A 20,475-nucleotide genomic window follows, 5' to 3' on the forward strand; every position below is an offset into this window, starting at 1 on the left:
CTTAAAAGAGCTACAAAGCGAGAAATTCTCTTCCTTTTTATCAAATTCCACCCACAATATCCGAAAAATAATCTACTACCCGAAAGTATAATTTTATTTCCTTGTAAGTTACACCCAAGATAGGAGTTTCGTTTACTCAATTTTAAGCGCCATATTGCTCTAGCAATTCAGCGAATCAATTCTGGCGCATCCGCGCGCGGATCATCGACCCAGCCGGGATCGCGTCGTCGCATGGAATCGAAAACTCATGCGCTGGGTGATTAATTTCCGCTACCGCGTGCCCACGTTCGTCTTGAAGTCCCTGTTCAGGCACAACGTAGACGACGGGCGCGTGGTTCGGGAACAAAAATTCTATTTCCATTCCTGGTGCGATTTTGTTTTTCGCATAGATACGCAGACGGCGTTCAGTTGCGTCGTAACCAACCACGTTTCCAAGCCAACGCCACGTGTTGATATACCCACCGGACACAATGTTCTCACTAGCAGGCTTTTCAGGGTAGTAGAATCCTGTGCAGTATTCGCGGTGCGTAACTTTTTCCGGTTCTTCAAGCAGCCACTGTGGGAATTCCACCTTTGGCAAGGCACTTTGCAAAGAAACTGCACCTTGTGGACGCAACGCGGCTCCGGCGTCGTCTACCGCATCCGCGCCGCCGATACTATCTGTGCCACCGATGCTATCCGTCTCAAGCGCTCGTTCCGCGCGTGCCGCTAAGGAAGCCTCAAGAACTTCGCGGCTATCAAAAGGCTTCAGCACATTGCCGTCACTATCCTCGTAGCCACGCTGCACCATATACTCATTAACAGCGCATTTATACGCATTGGCCATCGCTGCAACATAGTAGGCGCCTTTCGCTCGACCCTCGATCTTCAAGCTGGTCACGCCAGCGTCGAGCACGTCGTCCACATGTGCGAGTAGATTCATATCTTGGGAATTGAACAAGAACGTGCCCTGATCGGTGATCTCGACCGGAATGAACTGCCCCGGCCGTTTCTCCTCTACCACGTGATACTTCCATCGGCACGATTGCGCACAATCGCCATGATTCGCATCGCGCCCGGTCGTATGCTGAGAAATTAAACATCTACCCGAAAATGCCATACACATCGAGCCGTGCACAAAGGCTTCAATCTCCAACTCTGGCGAAACATTAGCTCGAATATCGCGTATAGCAGCCAAATCGAGCTCGCGCGCCAAAACCACACGTGAAGCTCCAAGCTGCGCGAGCGCATTCGCTGCCTGATAGTTCGTTACACCAGCCTGCGTGGAAATATGGATTTCGGTGTTCGGGGCCACCTGTCGCGCCGCCATGAGCACACCGATGTCTGAGACGATAAGTGCATCCACACCAATCTCGCCAAGTTGCGCCATATATGCATTCATATCTGCAACTTCGCTACTTGTGGGCAAAATATTGCAGGTCACGAACAGGCGCGCGCCACGTTCGTGTGCATATTTCACACCTTCATCGAAGTCTTCGAGCGTGAGGTTTCTCGGTGCCGTTCGCATTCCAAAAGCCTGTCCACCACAGTAAACAGCATCCGCGCCGTAGTCGATTGCGGTTTTCAAAGTTTCGAGATTCCCAGCCGGAGCGAGGACTTCTGGTTTCTGACGTCGAGTTATCGGTGGAAAATTCATCAACACGTACCCCAGTCTAAAGGTTGGGCGGTGAATACTTCGAAGCGAGAACAGCTACTCTCATCACAGCGGCCGTATTGACTTCATAGCAGCGACACTTTCCACTTGCTAACCGTTACTAACCACTTTTAACCATTCCTAACCATTGCTAACTGTTACTAACCGTTACTAACCACTTTTAACCAAACATGTGCGATACTTGTAGTAAGGGACAAGACAATTTATAGAACAACATCTACAACGATTAGGAGCTTTAGCTGTGGAAGAACTTCCCAACCCGTTCACGCCGAGTTTTGGGCAAACTCCTGATCGCCTAGCTGGCCGCACCTACCTGATGCAACAAATTGACCGGGCGTTTAGTTCAAACTCCCGCCACCCAGAACTTACTGCAATATATTCGGGAGCGCGCGGCACTGGAAAAACTACTCTTTTATCGGAAACAGCCCGAATTGCTACTGAACACGGATGGATAACAGCAAGCACCACAGCCTTGCCTGGCATGCTTGACGATATCGAATTAATTGCAAAGCGCCAAGCAAATGACCTAATTTCCGACACCAAAACTACAGCGCGCATCAAAAAGCTCGGCATCCCCAAACTCGTCGAAGTCGAATTCACTAACGAGCAAACTCCGCTTTCAAACTGGCGAAGCCGGATGACTCAGTTACTCGACGCTCTCGAACAGTTTAGCTCAGGGCTGCTCATTACTGTCGACGAAATCGATCCCACTCTCGACGAGATGATCGAGCTCGCGGCAGTGTATCAACATTTCGTGCGTGAGAATCGGCGAGTAGCGCTGATCATGGCCGGCCTACCACAAGCAGTTTCCCAGCTACTTAGCAGTAAATCAGCCTCATTCGTACGTCGTGCCAATATCCATAAATTAGGAAACATCCCAGACTTCGATGTGCGTTCAACTCTTCTCAAAACAATTAACGACGGCGGGCGTACAATATCCGACGAGGCTCTCACCTGCGCCGTTTCTAATATCGGCGGCTTCGCCTACCTCCTCCAACTAGTCGGCTTTCGGGCGTGGGATATCTCCCCCACCCAAGTAGAAATTACCTTGGAAGATGTTCAACAAGGCGTGAGAATTGCTCAAGTAGAAATGGAAGACCGGATTCTACGCACTACATACAACGAACTCTCGCCAAGCGATATTAAGTTCCTCGAAGCTATGCTACCTGATGCCAACGAAAGCGCAATTTCCGATATAACCACAAGGCTAAACTGGTCAAGCGCCCAAGTGGGAAAATATCGTCGGCGCCTTATCGACGCGGGCATTATCGGCGAACGGCGTCGCGGTGTCGTTGGTTGGGATCTACCATTCTTCCGAAACTTTATTGAATCAATGACACAAGGAATCTCATGAACAACCAAAAGCTCACGCAGCACAGCTCACCAATCCGAGTTTCGTCTATCGACGCGCTACTGCTCAATATCCGCAGGTCAGTGATTGGCGACGGCGAGCCAATCGAAAGCCCGTACGGCGTACGTCCGCTCATTTATGCCGATTACACTGCATCGGGCCGCAGCCTCACGTTCATTGAGGATTTCATTAAGGACCACGTGCTTCCGTGGTACGCCAATACTCACACCGAAACCTCGAGCACCGGTGCGCAAACAATGCAGTTTCGCGAAAATTCTCGCAGTATCATTTCCGCAGCTCTTGGCGGCAGCGCAGATGTGAGCGTCATTTTCACCGGTGCAGGCGCAACCGCGGCCATCGACAAGCTCATCGGCATATTGGGGCTGCGTATCCCCAGCGTTCTGGAGGATCGTTACCAACTTTCCCAACATATTCCTGACGCCGAACGCCCAGTTGTGTTCGTCGGCCCCTACGAACATCATTCCAACGAACTTCCGTGGCGCGAATCAATTGCCACCGTCGTCGCCATTCGGGAAGACTGTGCTGGGCGAATCGATCTCACCCACCTCGCTGAAGAACTCGAGAAATACGGTGATCGACCACTCAAGATTGGCTCATTCTCGGCCGCCTCGAATGTGTCGGGAATCCTCAGTGACGTACACGCAATAGCTGAGCTACTCCACAAACATGAAGCGCTCGCGTTCTTCGATTACGCAGCTTGCGCGCCGTATATTAGCCTCGATATGACTGCGTGCGCCGAGGGTCCCGCTGCCTATGCCGACGCAATTTTCTTTAGCCCGCACAAATTTGTAGGTGGGCCAGGAACTCCCGGAATTTTGGCGGTGCGAAATGAACTCGTCAAGAATCGCGTACCTGTTGTGCCAGGCGGTGGCACAGTTGCTTATGTTGGCCCGCGCGATCACGATTACCTCGCCGACATCATTCACCGCGAAGAAGCAGGCACACCGGCAATTGTGGAGTCAATCCGTGCTGGACTCGTCATGCAGCTCAAGCAAGCCGTTGGAGTGCATGAAATCCATGAACGCGAACAAGAGTTTCTACAGCAGGCGCTGCGTGTATGGAACAAAGAGTCAGGAATTTGCATCCTCGGCCCGCTCGACGTGCCACGACTTCCAATCATTTCTTTTGTGGCTCGTGATCCACAGGGAAACGCGCTCCACCACGGATTCACAGTTGCCCTGCTCAACGACCTTTTCGGTATCCAAGCACGCGGCGGCTGTTCGTGCGCTGGCCCATACGGACACCGCCTTCTCGGGATCGACGAATCCCTCACGCCACGTTTTGAGGAACTTATTACCACAGGTTATGAAGGTATCAAGCCCGGTTGGGCACGCCTAGGTTTCAATTATTTTATCGATGAGGCCACGGCGGATTTCATTATTGAAGCAGTGCGTATGGTAGGTGAACACGGCTGGCGTCTCCTGCCCGATTATCGTTTCAATACCCAAACCGGCGTGTGGCGCCATCGCGACCTCGGCGAAGACCATTCCCTCCATCTCAACCAGCTCGCCTACGACCAAAACGGCGAATTGGTGTTCCCGCAGCGTCCGCGCCCAATCACGCCCACGATGGAGCAGATTCTCGACGACGCGCGGGAAGTATTTGCCAAAGGCGCCACGAGCATTTCTGACGACGGCGTCGTCAACGAGGCTTTCGACACGTTACGTACGTTCGTGCTTCCTGCTGCTTGTTTGGACTGAAACAAAACATCACGCATATCAAATATCGCACCGTACTCACGCCTCTAAATTGGGGGCGGGAGAAGTTTTCTAAATCATATTGCGCCAAGATTCCGCATGCGCGTATTCTTGAATCAGAAAGAAAGCAAGGTGATTCACTATGATTCCAGATGATTTTGGAAGCCGCTTACGGGAGATCCGTGAGCAGCGCAATCTTTCCGGTCGCGACTTAGCACAACAGCTTGATAACGTCATTTCACAATCGGGAATTTGCCGCCTTGAAAAAGGAACAAAGCTTCCGACTGCCTCTGAATTATTGGCTTTGAGTTGGGCACTTGGTGTGAGTATTGATGAACTGATTGATGAGCATAAACTCAGTGATCGGGTTCGCTATGTTGCTCGTTCAACCAGCAATCCAGATTTGAAGTCTGCCCGCGATGCACTTCTTCCATATCTGCAGCTGAGGATCACACTCAACCAAGTTAATGATTGTCACTAAAGGTAGTTTTATATGGCAAATAAAAACGTTTCGCCTTCAATAGAAGGCAGAGTGTTAGCGGAGAATTTTCGTAACATACACAGTCTTGGGACTGGGCCGCTTCTAAACGTTTTTGATGCAGTCAAATTTATTAGTGTAGATATTATTGTGTTGCCATTAGGTGACAACACTGATGCGCTTACGATTTCTGATCCACAATCGGGATTAATGACGATCGGAATAAACACCACTAATAATGCGTATCGCCAACGGTTCAGCATCGCACACGAAATTGGACATATAGTCGCCGGTGATTTGTCACCTTCTACGGAGATATTTGAATGCCAATCACAGAGTCCCGAGGAAACACGAGCACATTCTTTTGCTAGACATCTATTATGCCCAATTACTGCTCTACATAGTCATTTTGACAGCACAACCAAGGTCACAATCGAGGATCTCTCTCATGTTGTGCGCACATTCAAAGTGACACCACACGTTGCCGCTATACAACTTAAAGATGCAGGGATCATCAACCAAATACAATCTGACGAATTTTACAAAATATCAACGCGAACACTTGCTTCGCGATTCGGTTGGCGCGAAGAATTTGATATTGACTGTGAAATATCCCAGAAGTTTTTCCCATCTCCTCAGCTAGTTCTGGATGCAACTAACGCCTATCGCCATGGACTCGTATCGATTGGAGCTGTTGCAACAGCGCGAGGAAAAGATGTTGATGAAATTCAAAAGGAAATTGCTGAAGCTATGGAAATTGATAGCTCCACACCTCAGAAACATGCGCCACGAGACACGCATCCTTTTGACGAGCTGAACGACTTCTTCGGCTGATTAGAGGAAGAACACACATGAGCAGTCGGAGTTCTTTCATCATTGCAGATACGAGCGTTCTTCTATGTTTTATATGCTCGAACAATGAAACATTGCTAATAAACTTCGACCCCCAAAGAGTTATATATGTTCCCCAGGCAGTTGCTGACGAAATGGAACGCAAGCTCACAGATAGGCAATTTAGTTGTGGAAGCCTCACATGGAATACGCTAATTTCAAGCAATCGTATCCACATTCTTGAAGAACCACCGACTCTACTCAAGATTGTGCGCGGCTGGGCAGGTGTGCGTTTTTCAAAGGAAGGTGGACTTGCTAAGAACCTTGGAGAATACATGGCGATCGCCCATTGTATAGAACAGTCTCAACAAAATCCGCATCATAATATTGCACTAATTATTGATGACGGCGGTGGACAAGAACTTGCACGTAAGCGACAGGTGAAGACTTTTGATTCAGCGTATGTCATAGCACGTGCCGTCCAACTTAAGCAGATAAACACAAGATCTGAAGCAAAGAACGTATGGGAGCAGCTCAACAAATTTGGCATTCTGGATCCATTCGACCGCACGATTCTCAATGACCCGAGACTATATCGGCAAACATAATGCATTCAGGAAATATTCAGGAACGCACGCAATCATGGAGTATGTCCGTTTCACTCCCTGTCGCATAAGCACGATAAGCAGGGCATAAACACCAATCTACGAGCCTCAGAAAGGATAAGTATTTTATGAAGCTCTACCTAGACAAGACATTCCCGCAAATCTACGAAGCACTGAACAATGTTTCGGAAATTTCGAAGCAAGTGAGCAACGAGGTTGGTCTTGATCCCACTACTGTGGAACTGGCATTAATCCGCGCAAGCCAGCTGAATCAGTGCGCAACGTGCCTATCTGTTCATATTCCGCGGGCACTTCAAGCCGGTCTACCTCAACAGAAAATCGATCTGCTTCCATCCTGGCGTGAAGCTCGAGATACCTACTCCGACGAAGATCGTGCAGCTATTGAGCTTGCTGAAACTATCACGTTGCTCCCACCACGCGAGAAGAATAGCAAGGCTGCACAGCGTGCTGCGGAAGTCTTTTCGCGCGAACAAGTTGCCGCCTTGGAGTGGTCAATCATCTTGATCAACGCCTACAACCGGATCTCGATTATGTCTGAACATCCAGTGCGCAAGGCTCGCTAGGCCAGCCCTTTAGCGAGCTAGTTCGCCAACCAGTTGCGTTAGCACAGTACGTTAATGAGCTAGCTAACCAGCTCGCTAATCAGCTCATTGCCCAGTTCAAGCTCCTGAGCTGCAGCTACCCGCTTGTTCATCCATACAAGCAAACCCGCTGCAAGTGCGCCAACGGCACTAACCACAGCCATCAACACAAAGATCTGCGTAAACGCTGCTCCTGGTTCCGATTCATGTGCATCAAGAATCCGACCGTTAATCGTCATCGCCCACAATATGCAGGCGAAACCAAGAAATGAATTAACGGCCATCGCTGAACCAACCTGATAGCTAGGCAGGTGCAGTTCCGCCACGGGAGCTTGCTGGATGCCAGTGCCCATAATCACCACAAAAGTGAGTGCCACGATTCCGACGATGGCTCCAACGAGCCACGTCGGATTCTTGGGCAACACAGCCAAATAAACCATGATTGCAGTGGCACTAAGCGAGACGATAAGTAGCGTTTTTGCGGCAGACTTTACGATCTTATCTGAGATCAATCCGCCAATAATTCCGCCACTCACACCAAAAATAATCGTGCTCAGCACTGAGAACCACGAGGCATTCGCTTCGCTCATTCCATACGCGCGGGTGAGGAAAGGTTCCGTGTAGAAGATCGTCATATAAACCCAGTACACGCACATACCACAAATTCCAGCACTCCATACTCGCGCAATTTTCAGCGTTGCAACCAACGCGAAAAACGCCTGTTTCGCAGAAACCTGAACGGCGTCGTCGTAATCTGGAACGTGCCCTTCCACGCGCGGATCGCCCGGAACGAAACGATAAATAAACACAATCATCGGAATGGTGAGCAGGGCATATACAATCATGCCGCCTTTGAACACGAGCATCGATCCGCCGGCGAGGGTCAAAATTCCAATGAGGATACCGTTGAGCACAGCCTCGCCGCCCGCCCGCAGCGCAGCGAGCGTACCAAGCCCCACGCCTTTATTGGCGCGCCCTGAATAGAGCGCCACTCCTTTAACCACCGCCGGCCAAAATATAGCGTCAAGCACTCCCCACGTGAATGTCACGAACATCAAGATGCTGAATGACGGACGAACAAGAATGATAAACAAGGAGCTGAACAGGCGATATACCAAGCCGCTGATCAACACCACTCGCACATTAAACCGGTTGTTGACCCAACCTCCGGGGATGTAGAAGAACATCGCCACACCGAGCATCGTGAAGAGCAGGCCAAATTGGGTGTCGGTGAGGCCGTAGTAGTCGATGAGTTTGTCGTAAAACGGAATCTTGAGCGACTCGAAGGCCGAATACACAAGCTGACCTGAGAAAACGATAGTGAAGAAAGCCGAAACCTGCTCTCGAGTTTCAAAGCCGTTCTTGCGCAGTATGCTCACGTATTCACCTCATGTTTTATTGCTGCTCTGTAGCGTCTGCCTACAGTTTTTTGGACGACGCCGATCTGGGGAGTCCACGCTCTTACTCACCCACGCCTGACGCCGTTCACCACAGGTGAGACTACCGTGCCATAGCTCTATTTGTGAGGACAAAACTCCGCTGTTTCGCAGGTGCCTACGCTCGTCATTTACCTCCTAATCAGGAACGATCCAGCTACGCTCACATTGCATTGTGACGAAATCCGCTCTAGTTTATTTTCGCAAGAAATTGCTTGCTTAATTCCGCATCCGGAGCTCTTTTCCACATCTATCTTCTTGAACCTGCACCATATGATTGATAACTTAGGTGAGCCTAAGTTTAAGCGATACAGGTGTATTTGTATCAAACAAGTATCTCGGAAAGGACACCCATGCGGTCCCTCACAAAGCTCGTGGCGCTATGCGCCACGACAGCTATCTCTCTCGCAGCGTGCTCAGGAGCATCTCAATCCTCAAAGTCGTCAACCAAAGACTCCACCGGCATCGTGCTCAACGACGCAGCAGGCCGGAAGATCGAACTCGACAAAAAACCCGAGCGCGTAGTCCTTGGCGAATCGCGCCAAGCCTACTCTCTCCTGTTCCTCAACAAAAAGGATCCAACCCAAAAGGTTGTAGCTTGGGGAACTGATATGAAACGCGCGGCGCCCGACGTCTGGAACAAACTGGTTGAGAAATTCCCCAAAGCGAACGATATTCCTACCATCGGCAGCGTCTACACCAACGACCTCTCCATTGAAGGCCTCATTGCCCACAAACCAGATATCTTCCTTATCACCCTCGACGCTTACGAAGCCGCCAAAAAGTCTGGACTTGCCGATAAGCTCGATTCCTCCGGTATCAAATACGCCGTTACAGACTTCCGCTACAAGCCACTGGAGAACACAACCCGCACCGTCACTTTGCTAGGCAAGGTCTTCGGCTACGAAAAGCAAGCCGAAAAATTTAACAAGTACTACGCAGAGCAAGTAGAACCAGTGCTCAAGAAGGGCGAATCACTAAAGAACAAGCCCACGTCGTTCTTGTGGCGCGCCCCCAGCATTTCACCATGCTGCAACACCTATTCCACGGCAAACTTCGGCGCAATGCTCACAGCAGTTGGCACGAAGAACATCTCCGACGATCTCTTGGCTGGTCAAGAGGGCGCACTTACCCCAGAGCAGATCATCACTTCGCAACCAAATATGATCGTAGCTACGGGCGGCGAATGGGGAGGTATGAAACCCAAGGACGACAAGGTGCGTTTCCTCCACCTCGGTTACAACGCCGACCCTGAATCGGCGCGCAATTCACTGCTCGCCTTGCGTTCCCAGCCCGGTTTCGATCACCTCAAGGCGTACGACGACGGGCGCGTACACGGCGTCTACCACCAGTTCTACGACGCTCCGTACAACTTCGTCGCAATCCAAGCCTTCGCAAAATGGGCACATCCGCAGGAATTTGCAGATCTCGACCCGCAAGCAAATTGGAAGTCATTCCATGACCGCTTCATGCCTTGGCCAGTATCAGGAACCTTCATCACTTCAATCAAATGACCATTAATAACGCCAGTACAACTGAGCGCCGCCACGCCGTCAACGCGTGGCGGCGCCGGCGCCAACGACGCATCATCATAATCGCCGTTCTTGCCACAATTGCCCTCATATCGTTCTTTATTTCACTGATGGTCGGTCCACTTAATCTCAGTGTGAGCGAAGTTTTCAACGCCCTCATTGATCCCAATGCACCATCTGAGCATCGCACTGTAGTCGTGAATCTCAGACTCCCCTCGGCACTTCTCGCATTCTTGGTTGGCGCCACATTGAGCATCGCCGGACTCGAAATGCAAACAATCTTAGATAACCCGCTGGCAGAGCCTTTTACTCTCGGAGTTTCCGCAGCTGCCGCCTTTGGTGCCGCACTTGCTATCGTGGGAAATCTCAGCTTTGCAGGGCAGTGGACAATCACCATTTCCGCTGGCCTTATGGCATTACTTGCCGCGTCTATCATCGCCGCAGTATCTGCCAGCCGTGGCGGTTCAGCCGAGACAATGGTGTTACTGGGGATCGCGTTGGTCTTCGGCTTCCAAGCACTCCTGGCATTGATGCAATACCGTGCCAGCACAGAATCACTTACCCAGATCGTATTCTGGACGCTCGGTTCGCTCACCCGCGCAACCTGGACGGCCGTGGTCGTTATGGCAGTGCTACTCGCTATCGCATTGCCGATTTTCCATGTGCTCGGTTGGAGTCTTACGGCGCTTCGATTAGGCGAAAGCCAAGCACAGGCCTTTGGAATTCGCGTTGGAAACCTCCGCATTGGCGTACTTATGGTCTGCTCAATTCTCGCTGCAGCTGCCGTATCGTTCGTCGGAATTATCGGATTTATCGGACTTGTAGGTCCGCACGTGGCGCGGATTCTCGTTGGCGACGACCAACGGTTTGTACTCCCCGCCTCGGTACTCTCTGGCGCTGCATTGCTATCCAGCGCACATGCACTGAGCCAAATTCTTGTGCCGGGTGTTTCGCTCCCAGTTGGAATCGTAACGGCTCTTGTAGGCGTGCCGGTGTTCCTCATGATTATTCTCGGCAAGAAACGTACCTCGTTTGGAGGAATCCGATGACAACCACTGAACCAACAACTGCATCAATTTCAATCTCTAATCTATGCAGCGGATATCGCAAACGACAGGTGCTTAACGGGATCGATTTGCCCCACCTGAGCTCAATGGTTGCTTTGATCGGCCCAAACGGTTCTGGAAAATCCACGCTCGTAAAATCAATCGCGGGACTCCAACCTCATACTGGGGAAATAGCCTTCCACGGCACTGAATCGCGCGGATCGACGCCGCCCGCTCGCCGTTTAGGATATCTCCCACAGGGGATTCCAAGCGGCGTATCGCTGACGGTGCTCGAATCGGTGATGGTTGCGGCTCGTCGTACTGGCGGCTTGCGTCTGAACAGCGAATATATTGCCGACGCCGTCGAGGTACTTGCCGATGTCGGCATCGCCGATCTTGCCGATCGCTACTTAGGTGAGCTCTCCGGGGGCCAACGCCAGTTGGTGGGTCTAGCGCAACTTCTGATTCGCAAGCCGGACATTATGCTGCTTGACGAGCCAACTTCCGCACTCGATTTACATCATCAATTAGATGTACTGCGCATTGTGAAACGCACCGTGAACAAGCAATCTGGAACCGCGCTCGTCGTCTTACACGATCTCAACCTCGCAGCAGCTTTCTGCGACGAAATCGTGCTCTTGAACAAAGGCCAGGTTGCGGGGCGCGGAACTCCTGAGGAAGTGCTCAATCCCCGATTACTCGCCGAGGTGTATCACGTTGAAACCACGATTATCAAACAGAACAGTCGCGTGGTGGTATGCCCAGTGATTTCCTAAACACGATATCTCAACCACGAACAAAAATACGTGATAACCGTCTTCACAACAACTACTGCTAACACAAAAGGAACACACATGAAAAAACTTAAAAAATTTACCGCTGTAGCATGCGCTGCATTTACTTCAATATTCGTGCTAACCGGTTGCGGCACATCAACCACTTCGACCGGTCATCAATCAAGTACATCGGACGCGCCAGTTGAAATCAAACACCAATACGGCACCACCACTGTGAAAAACATACCGCAACGAATCGCTACGGTGTCATGGGTTAACACTGATACTGTACTTGCGTTCGATGCTGTACCCGTCGGAGTTCCTGCGGTGGAGTGGGGTGGGAACAAGAATAAATCTACTGACTGGATCGACTCAAAGCTCAAAGAACTGGGCGCACAATGGGGAAGCTCAAAGGCACCCAAACAGTATTCGGAAGTAGACGGCATCAATTTTGAGGCAATTGCCCAAGTCAAGCCGGATCTCATCGTAGCCGCATACTCTGGCATGTCGAAAGAACAATACGACAAACTCAGTAAAATCGCACCAGTGATTGGACCAATCGAGCCAAATTACACAACTAAGTGGCAAGACGCCACTCGAGCTGTCGGCAAAGCACTCCGTCAAGAAGACAAAGCTACAAAGATGATCACTGATCTTGAAACGAAACTGAAGAATATTGGCGAGAAGAACAACTTCAAGGGTATCAATTTCATCGCAGGAAACCTCGATCTCGCCACGAATAACATCAGTATTTACACTGGTGGGGACACTCGCGGACGTTTCTTCTCATCTATCGGTCTCACCGAAGCACCCGTAGTCACCGCGAATACCCCCGCAAGTAAATTCTTCTTCGATTGGTCTCCCGAACGTGCCGATGAGCTAAAATCCGACATTTTCTATTCGTGGATATCCGCCGACACAAAGATCGCAGACGTGGAAGCACATCCACTTTTTGGTCAAATTCCTGCTGTGAAAAATCGCCACCTCGTGGTCACAAACGATGACCATGCCACGTTGTCGATATCCGCAGCGTCAGTTCTTAGTCTGCCGTGGGCAATCGACAATTTTGTACCGCAGATAATCAAAACTGTGCAAAATATTCGCCGCTAATAAATAGGTGCACATATGCGTTGGTATCTCATCACATGCACTGCGCTTGTCGTGGTGGCTTGTGTTGTCTCAGTGGCAGTTGGCGCACGACCAATATCCTTAACTGTGCTCTGGCATTATTGGAGCGATCCCACTCTAGTTTCAAGCACCGATCTTGCCATAATACATGCCCGCTTTGCTCGAACACTCACAGGACTATTGGTGGGTATTGCACTTGCCGTCTCCGGCAGTACGATGCAAGGAATGACTCGTAACCCTCTAGCTGATCCTGGTCTACTCGGTCTCAACGCGGGCGCGGCCAGCGCGGTGGTACTCGGCATTTACACATTCGGGATCGGATCAGTGCTTGGCTATGCAAGCTTTGCTTTCATCGGCGCAGCTTGCGCAACTGTGACAGTGTATGCGATCGCTTCATATGGCAAGACAGGTGCCACTCCCGTTCGACTCGCGCTTGCCGGAGCAGCACTTTCGGCCGGACTTAGTTCAATAACCAGCGCTATATTGCTAATTGATCAACAAACAGTGAATCAATTCCGCATGTGGCAAATGGGGATTCTCGGTGCACGTGGAACCGGAGAAATACTCATTATTGCACCATTCATCGTTGTTGGCGCGTTCGTCATGTTAATTTTCGGATCGCGACTACTCAATATACTTGCTTTAGGCGATGCTACCGCTACCAGCTTGGGAATTAGACCGAATCGTGCTCGGATGTGTTTGGCACTTATCACAGTGCTTCTCGCTGGATCGGCCACTGCGCTTGCAGGACCTATCGGTTTTTTAGGACTCATTGTGCCGCATGCTGCAAGGTTGCTCGTAGGCGGCGATTACAAACATATTCTTGCACTGAGCCTTCTCCTTGGTCCGCTTGCGCTTTTGACAGCTGATGTGGTCGGGAGAGTCATTATGTCACCTGCCGAAATACAAGCCGGAGTTATGACTGCACTGCTTGGAGCGCCGGTATTTATTGCTCTTGTGCGTACTCGGAAGCAGGTACAACTGTGATAAGCACGAGTTCTTACAGAAGAAAAACTTTTTATCTTCGCCAACGTCCCGCTGATTTTCATCGGAGATCCCGCGCCGCACGAACGACGCTCACACTGTGTGGAATTGCCTTTTTAGTGTTTGTTGTGTTCGCGCTTCGGGTGATGCTTGGTGATCCGCTGGTTCGCACCGGCGATCTCGCCTTACTGATCAATGGCAACGACATTCCATCGCTACACTTCATCGTGTTCGAACATCGCCTACCTACCGCTATAGTCGGAGTTCTCGCTGGTATTTCATTCGGCGTTTCAGGTGCGATATTCCAAACTCTGCTACGCAATCCACTCGCATCTCCTGACATCATCGGCGTTAGTTTTGGAGCCTCAGCTGCAACTGTACTGGCAATAACACTATTTGCTATTCAAGGAATAACGCTCTTTGGCATCTCGATAGTTGGCGCTGTCTGCTCGGCGGGTCTTGTGTTATGGATTTCCCGTGGTCACGGTAGTCGTTTCATACTCGTTGGAATTGGAGTGGCGGCAGCGTTGCAAGCAACAATCACTTTCGCACTTAGCCGTACAGACGTGCGCTTAGCTCAAGACGCTCTCCATTGGATGATTGGCTCGCTGAGTACATCAACATGGGAGCGCGCAATTATCCTTAGCTGTTGTTTAATAGTTCTGTTCGGCACGGTGGCTTTGTTCGCATCCCGCCTCGAGATTTTGGAATTGGGTGACGACGTCGCAACCTCGCTCGGTGTCCGTAGTTCTCGTTCGCGTACAACACTGATTTTATTAGCAGTAGCCATAAATGCAGTATCCGTGGCGGTAACTGGACCGATTTCTTTTATCGCTTTTCTCAGTGGGCCTATCGCACGGATTATTCTCAGAGTAGCAATAGATAGACACTGTTCAGCTGGAGTTTTTATGTATACCAGCGGTGCAGTAGGTGCATTTCTTGTGTTGTTTTCTGATCTAGTTGGGCAAACTTTAACCCCAGTTGCCATTCCTGCTGGTGTTATCACTGGTCTAATAGGCGCGCCTTTCCTCCTCGTGCTCCTCATGAAAAACACACACCTTCGTAACGAATGATGAGGTACTTTATGAAAACTCCCACTACGTTAGAAGCCCGCAATCTCACTCTTGGATATGGAAAAAGTCCGATCCTCCACGATGTAGATTTCGTTGTTCCGCCAGGAAAAATCACAATCATTGTGGGAGCAAATGGATCAGGAAAATCGACTCTATTGCGTGGACTTTCTCGTTTGCTACCGCCATCACGAGGAGAAGTTTTACTCGATGGTAAAAATATTCATAAGGAAAACCCCAAAACTGTGGCACAAAAGCTAGCCTTGTTACCTCAGCACCCTATAGCTCCAGATGGAATTCGCGTTCGAGATCTGGTGGCGCGTGGACGCTTTCCCCACCAAGGCTTGTTCGCTGTTGCAAGCCAAACCGATCATGCCGCTGTGGAGCGAGCAATGACAGCCACAGGAATTCTTGAATTGGCAGATCGCAATGTACATGAGCTCTCAGGCGGCCAGAGACAACGCGTCTGGATAGCATTGGCACTCGCTCAAGAAAGTGATGTGTTGTTGCTTGATGAACCCACCACGTATCTCGATCTCACCCACCAACTCGACGTACTCGACGTCATCACTAAATTAAACCGCGAACGGGGCGCCACCGTGGTGATCGTTCTACATGATCTCAATTTAGCAACTCGATACGCTCATCACCTCGTAGCATTAAAAGAAGGCAAAATATATGCTCAGGGATCACCGAGTGAAGTCGTCACCGCTGAGCTAGTTCGTGAAGTATTTGAGCTGGACGCCACCATTATTCCGGACCCCCATACTGCCACTCCACTCGTGGTTCCTCAACCTAAACAATTGGCACTTGACGTGGCCCCGACCTTGGCATTTACAGTGAACGTAGCCAAAAAGGTGCGCCTGTCGCCGAATTTTATGAGAATTACATTTCACGGTGCAGCACTGGAAAATTTCGGCACCAATTCACACCCGCGGGACTTACGTATCAAAATCGTTATCCCGGGAACTGCAGATTGTCTGCAAATCTTGCAACCCGCTGCCAGTGTCACCAGCAATGATATACATTCGTGGTACAAAAACTGGCTGAAAATTCCACAGTCGCAGCGCGGCGTATTGCGCACCTACACTGTGCGAGATTTTCGCCCTGGCAAGAACACTAATCCGCTCATTTCTGCCGTCTTACGAACCTCTATGCAACTACCCGAATTGGATATTGATTTTGTGATACACGAGGACGGTCACGCAACCCAGTGGGCTATAGATGCTCAAGTTGGTGACTCTGTGGTGATATTAGGTCCCAATAAGCGGCTTGCTGATGCAGATTACGGTGGCATAGAATTTCGACCCGGATCGGCACGTCGTATCTTCCTCGCAGGTGATTCCACAGCTCTGCCAGCTATTTCTGGCATCTTAGAATCACTTGACAACACCTATACCGGATACGCTTTGATAAAAGTCAAAGATGAGAGAGACATTCTTCCGATTCACACGGAGTCACATGTGCAGGTCACATGGCTCATCGGCGATAACCCACACCTACTTTTCAACGCAATTCGCGATGCCAACTGCCACGAACTACCCTGCCAACAAATCGTGTCCACCGCAGGGGAAGAAGACCGTGAATTGACCGACGTCGATGTGGATTCCTCAATCTTGTGGGAAACAGCATCTAACTGCACCACCTCGTTTTATGCGTGGCTCGCCGGCGAAGCAGGAGAAATCAAAGAAATCCGCCGTTATCTGGTACAAGAAAGAGGCATAGATAGGAAAAGCATCACTTTTATGGGGTATTGGCGACGAGGCCGCGCCGAAGCATCTTAGGTTGACTATAACCCTTCCGAACTAAAGAACGAAGCGATACCCGATACCCGCTTCGGTAATGAAATGCTGCGGATTGCGTGGGTCTTTTTCAGTGCGCGCCCGAATCTGAGAAAGAAATACCCGCAAATAGTTCGTTTCTTTCTCGTAAGCGTCACCCCATACTGCTTTTAACAACTCTCGTTGCGGCACGAGGTGATCGTGGCGATGCGCCAGATAAGACACGATTTTCCACTGGGTAGGGGTCAGTTTCACCAATTCTCCGCCTACACGGAGATTACCTGCGGGAATGTCTATTTCGATCCATCCGTCATGGGTGACGATTACTGGATTTTCTTCGCCACTTGGATGGACTCTCCGAAGCGCCGCCCGGATACGCGCAAGCAACTCCCCCGCATCAAAAGGTTTGGTCACGAAATCATCGGCACCTTCGTCTAGAGCGTTTATTCTCGCTTCAATTTCATGGCGAGCCGACACCACCACAACCGGCATTTCGCTCCAAGTTCGCACAGTTCTCAAAACATCTAAACCGCTAATATCTGGCAAGCCTAAATCGAGCAACACCAATTGCGGATTCTCCTGCGAAGCTGATTTTATCGCCGCTGTTCCACTACGTGCATATACCACTTCATATCTATGCGAGTGCAAAATAACACCAAGAGTTGAGGCGAGCTGAGCGTCGTCTTCAACAACCAGTATTTTTGCCATCACCATTACCCTTCACCAATTTCAAAGCCTTATCCGTTCCGGTTTTTGGCACTTCACCCTTCGCTGTTTTCAGGGTCAAGACGAACGTTGCCCCACCACACGGCGTCTCCTCGATGGTGAGATCGCCTCCCATTTCCTCGGCAAAACCGTGGGCAACCGCCAAGCCTAATCCCAAACCAGCATGTCGATCAGAGATATTGTGGAAAGGCGTGAACAAATCAGCCCACTTCTCACGTGGTATTCCAGGGCCGTGATCAACTACCCGCACTTCCACCGTATCCCACACAGCACCAGCCACAATACGAATCCGCGATTGTGAAGCGTGCCGACGGCAGTTGTTCACAAGATTAGCCAGCACTCGCTGAATCAAACCGGGATCCCCTTCCACCAATGGCAGATCATCAGGCAGATCGACGTCGATCCACGGAGCAGCGTCATTCAGTTCCGTAAGCATCGCATCAATGACGTCACCAATATTGGTTGGCACCCGATGTACGTGCACTGCATTTGAATTTAGCCTGCTCATATCGAGTAAATTGCCTACCACGATGTCGAGGTTATCGGTAGATGCGCACAAGCTCGTGATCAACTGTCGCTGATCTGCTGCTGAGAGCTGCACTTCCTCCAATGCAAGTGTGGAGGCGGCCGCTTTAATTGCTGCAAGTGGCGTACGTAAATCATGCGAGACTGCAGCAAGAACCGCGCTTCCCACTCGGTTTCCTGCCTCGAGCGCCGCAGTAGCTCGGCGCATCGCATCAATTTCTTGCCGATCCAAGATAATCACAATACGTGGTCCATGAGCTTCAATAATTTCAATGTCCTCCGCGGTGAGCACACGCCCTTGAGCTACAAAACGCATCGTATCGTCAATGGGAATCTTCGTTTGCGAAGTGTCTGGAACAGGAATTTTTTCACTGCTCGCGGAAGAATCAAAAGTGCAGTTTTGGCTACCAATCCGGGCGCGATCACTCGATGCAACAGTTATCCAGCGGTTATATCGCTTGTCATAACGCTGCAGATCAACCGCTTCAAGGGTAAAAGTCTCTCGTAACCGCTCCAATAAACCACGTAAATCATCGCCACCAGAGATCACTCCCGAAGCTAACTCCGCGAGCAAAGTGGCGCGGCGCTGCGCTCGCGCCGCGAGCGCAGCGCGCCGATCAGCAATATCAACAACCCAGGCCACTGCCGAAGCAATAACGAAGAACAGCATAATCTGTGCGATATTTACCGGCTCAGTAATAGTGAGCGTGTGCACCGGCGGCGTGTAGAACCAGTTCACAAGGAAGGATACCAGCAGCACAGACACTATTCCGGGCCACAACCCGCCCAGCAATGTCGTAAACACAACCACCGTTAGATTGCTGAGCAAAATAGTGCTCAAGTATTCCTCAGATGGATTCCATAGCGACACCAATCCTGCGAGCGCCACCGGCCCGATAAGAGCAACCAGCCAGCTCATCGCCCTGCGTAGAATCGATCGCGCGTGACGTTTATGAACCAATTTCTCACGCGCAGAATGACGCGCCGGCTCAGCCGACACGATATGTACGTCGATACCCTTAGCCGCTTTAATAAGTCGCTTCGAGGTCAATCCACCCACAAAGCCCACCGCACGCCTCGATAGCCCTACAACCAGCTGCGATGCGTTCACGCTCCGTGCAAAATCAACCAAAGTTGAGGCCACGTCGTCGCCCACAATGAGACGCCACTGCGCACCTAAGGATTCGGTGAGCTCCTGCAATTTCTCCAAATGATCGTTGTTTGCGAGCTGAATCCCATCTCCGCTCGCCACATGTACCACGATCATTTCCCCTTCAGGAATACGCCCAATAATGCGCGCACCACGGCGAATAAGCGTCTCATCACCGGGAAGCCCCCGCACCGCAACGATGAGGCGCTCACGAGCAGGCCAGTTATCCTTAATTTCTTTCGCGGCGCGATACTTGGCAAGTCCCTCATCTACGCGATCTGCCAGCCAAAGTAGTGCCAGTTCGCGCAATGCCGAGAGATTTCCGAGCCGAAAATAATTTGAAAGCGCCGCTTCAATCTGTTCTGCTCGATAAATATCGCCTTTTGACAAGCGTATTCGCAGCGCATCGGGGCTAAGATCGATCAATTCAATCTCATCAGCGTTGCGTAACACGTGGTCGGGCACGGTTTCGCGCTGGCGTGTGCCCGTCACTGCCGCCACAACATCATTAAGCGACTCAATATGCTGCACATTCAGCGTCGATACCACATTAATTCCGGCGTCAAGCAGGCGTTCGACGTCGTGCCAACGCTTCGTCTGCACAGGCTCACTCGCGCTCGGCTTGGAAGCGTTCGCCGCTGTCGCGTCCGGCGTCGTAACGTGCTGCATCGTAACGCGCGGCGACGTATGGTTCGGCACAGCGCGGTTCTGCGGCGGCGCTTTTGGCATCGTCGTTTTTGGCGGAACTACTACCGTATGGGCGAGCTCATCAACAAGCACAACCTCGGGGGCAGCAGCGATGCAGGCATCAACGTCCAGCTCGCCGAAAGTGGATTGCCCAATATGCACCTCTTTGCGTGGCATGACGGTAAGACCATCAATGAGAGCTTTAGTGTTTGGCCGTCCGTGATCTTCCACCACGCCAACGATTACTTTCGTGCCCCGAGCTTGTAGTTCATGTGCTTCGCGTAGCATCGTGTACGTTTTTCCCACGCCCGGTGCAAATCCAAGGTAAACCTTGAGATGCCCACGTTCTACCATGGGCGATTTCCTTTCCACCAAACCACACATTCCACATAAAT

Annotated in this window: 17 protein-coding genes; 13 read left to right on the forward strand and 4 right to left on the reverse strand. The window is 50.8% G+C overall.

The features are described 5' to 3' along the window. Positions 1–175 precede the first annotated feature (175 nt). The gene (locus EZJ44_RS07905; RefSeq protein WP_131282163.1) at positions 176–1,636 is read right to left on the reverse strand and encodes a peptidase U32 family protein; all 1,461 of its coding nucleotides are present in this window, start codon (positions 1,634–1,636) and stop codon (positions 176–178) included. A 259-nt stretch (positions 1,637–1,895) separates the two neighbouring features. Between EZJ44_RS07905 and EZJ44_RS07910 the strand changes: the two genes are divergently transcribed. The 6 genes from EZJ44_RS07910 to EZJ44_RS07935 all read left to right on the forward strand — a co-directional run bounded on the left by EZJ44_RS07910 (position 1,896) and on the right by EZJ44_RS07935 (position 7,221). Beyond that, a complete protein-coding gene (locus tag EZJ44_RS07910) occupies positions 1,896–3,008 on the forward strand; it encodes an ATP-binding protein (protein ID WP_131282166.1) in 1,113 nt (370 codons plus the stop codon). Beyond that, the gene (locus EZJ44_RS07915) at positions 3,005–4,726 is read left to right on the forward strand and encodes an aminotransferase class V-fold PLP-dependent enzyme (RefSeq protein WP_131282169.1); all 1,722 of its coding nucleotides are present in this window, start codon (positions 3,005–3,007) and stop codon (positions 4,724–4,726) included. The genes EZJ44_RS07910 and EZJ44_RS07915 overlap by 4 nt, the downstream gene beginning before the upstream one ends. A 139-nt stretch (positions 4,727–4,865) precedes the next feature. Beyond that, complete coding sequence (locus EZJ44_RS07920) at positions 4,866–5,204, forward strand: helix-turn-helix domain-containing protein (protein WP_131282172.1); 339 nt, start codon at positions 4,866–4,868, stop codon at positions 5,202–5,204. A gap of 12 nt (positions 5,205–5,216) precedes the next feature. Beyond that, complete coding sequence (locus tag EZJ44_RS07925) at positions 5,217–6,035, forward strand: ImmA/IrrE family metallo-endopeptidase (protein WP_131282176.1); 819 nt, start codon at positions 5,217–5,219, stop codon at positions 6,033–6,035. Between the two features lie 17 nt (positions 6,036–6,052). Beyond that, positions 6,053–6,640, forward strand: a complete 588-nt coding sequence (locus tag EZJ44_RS07930) for a PIN domain-containing protein (RefSeq protein ID WP_131282179.1) — start codon at positions 6,053–6,055, stop codon at positions 6,638–6,640. 125 nt (positions 6,641–6,765) lie between these two features. Further along, the gene (locus tag EZJ44_RS07935) at positions 6,766–7,221 is read left to right on the forward strand and encodes a carboxymuconolactone decarboxylase family protein (protein ID WP_131282182.1); all 456 of its coding nucleotides are present in this window, start codon (positions 6,766–6,768) and stop codon (positions 7,219–7,221) included. A 59-nt stretch (positions 7,222–7,280) separates the two neighbouring features. Here the strand turns inward: EZJ44_RS07935 and EZJ44_RS07940 are convergent, their stop codons facing one another. Beyond that, positions 7,281–8,618 (reverse strand): MFS transporter, encoded by a 1,338-nt coding sequence (locus EZJ44_RS07940; protein WP_131282185.1) that lies wholly within the window; start codon positions 8,616–8,618, stop codon positions 7,281–7,283. A gap of 410 nt (positions 8,619–9,028) precedes the next feature. Here EZJ44_RS07940 and EZJ44_RS07945 point away from each other — a divergent pair, with 410 nt between their 5' ends. From EZJ44_RS07945 to EZJ44_RS07975, 7 genes are all read left to right on the forward strand, one after another. After that, on the forward strand, positions 9,029–10,189 hold the full coding sequence (locus EZJ44_RS07945; RefSeq protein WP_131282188.1) for an ABC transporter substrate-binding protein: 1,161 nt from the start codon (positions 9,029–9,031) through the stop codon (positions 10,187–10,189). Next, a complete protein-coding gene (locus EZJ44_RS07950; RefSeq protein ID WP_131282191.1) occupies positions 10,186–11,256 on the forward strand; it encodes a FecCD family ABC transporter permease in 1,071 nt (356 codons plus the stop codon). Before EZJ44_RS07945 ends, EZJ44_RS07950 begins: the two co-directional genes overlap by 4 nt. Then, entirely contained in the window at positions 11,253–12,029 is a 777-nt protein-coding gene (locus tag EZJ44_RS07955) for an ABC transporter ATP-binding protein (protein ID WP_131282194.1), read from the forward strand. The genes EZJ44_RS07950 and EZJ44_RS07955 overlap by 4 nt, the downstream gene beginning before the upstream one ends. Positions 12,030–12,107: 78 nt before the next feature. Further along, entirely contained in the window at positions 12,108–13,139 is a 1,032-nt protein-coding gene (locus EZJ44_RS07960; RefSeq protein WP_131282197.1) for an iron-siderophore ABC transporter substrate-binding protein, read from the forward strand. Positions 13,140–13,154: 15 nt separating this feature from the next. Beyond that, positions 13,155–14,144, forward strand: a complete 990-nt coding sequence (locus EZJ44_RS07965; RefSeq protein ID WP_131282200.1) for a FecCD family ABC transporter permease — start codon at positions 13,155–13,157, stop codon at positions 14,142–14,144. A gap of 116 nt (positions 14,145–14,260) precedes the next feature. After that, complete coding sequence (locus tag EZJ44_RS07970) at positions 14,261–15,214, forward strand: FecCD family ABC transporter permease (protein WP_206661886.1); 954 nt, start codon at positions 14,261–14,263, stop codon at positions 15,212–15,214. An 11-nt stretch (positions 15,215–15,225) separates the two neighbouring features. Further along, positions 15,226–16,995: an ATP-binding cassette domain-containing protein gene (locus EZJ44_RS07975; protein WP_131282203.1), complete on the forward strand. Its 1,770-nt coding sequence runs from the start codon at positions 15,226–15,228 to the stop codon at positions 16,993–16,995. Positions 16,996–17,016: 21 nt separating this feature from the next. Here the strand turns inward: EZJ44_RS07975 and EZJ44_RS07980 are convergent, their stop codons facing one another. Next, the gene (locus EZJ44_RS07980; RefSeq protein ID WP_206661887.1) at positions 17,017–17,700 is read right to left on the reverse strand and encodes a response regulator; all 684 of its coding nucleotides are present in this window, start codon (positions 17,698–17,700) and stop codon (positions 17,017–17,019) included. Continuing rightward, positions 17,678–20,434 (reverse strand): ATP-binding protein, encoded by a 2,757-nt coding sequence (locus EZJ44_RS07985; RefSeq protein ID WP_131282209.1) that lies wholly within the window; start codon positions 20,432–20,434, stop codon positions 17,678–17,680. Before EZJ44_RS07985 ends, EZJ44_RS07980 begins: the two co-directional genes overlap by 23 nt. Between the last annotated feature and the right edge of the window lie 41 nt (positions 20,435–20,475).

It is taken from the genome of Arcanobacterium bovis (genome assembly GCF_004331995.1).
GTDB lineage: Bacteria > Actinomycetota > Actinomycetes > Actinomycetales > Actinomycetaceae > Arcanobacterium_A > Arcanobacterium_A bovis.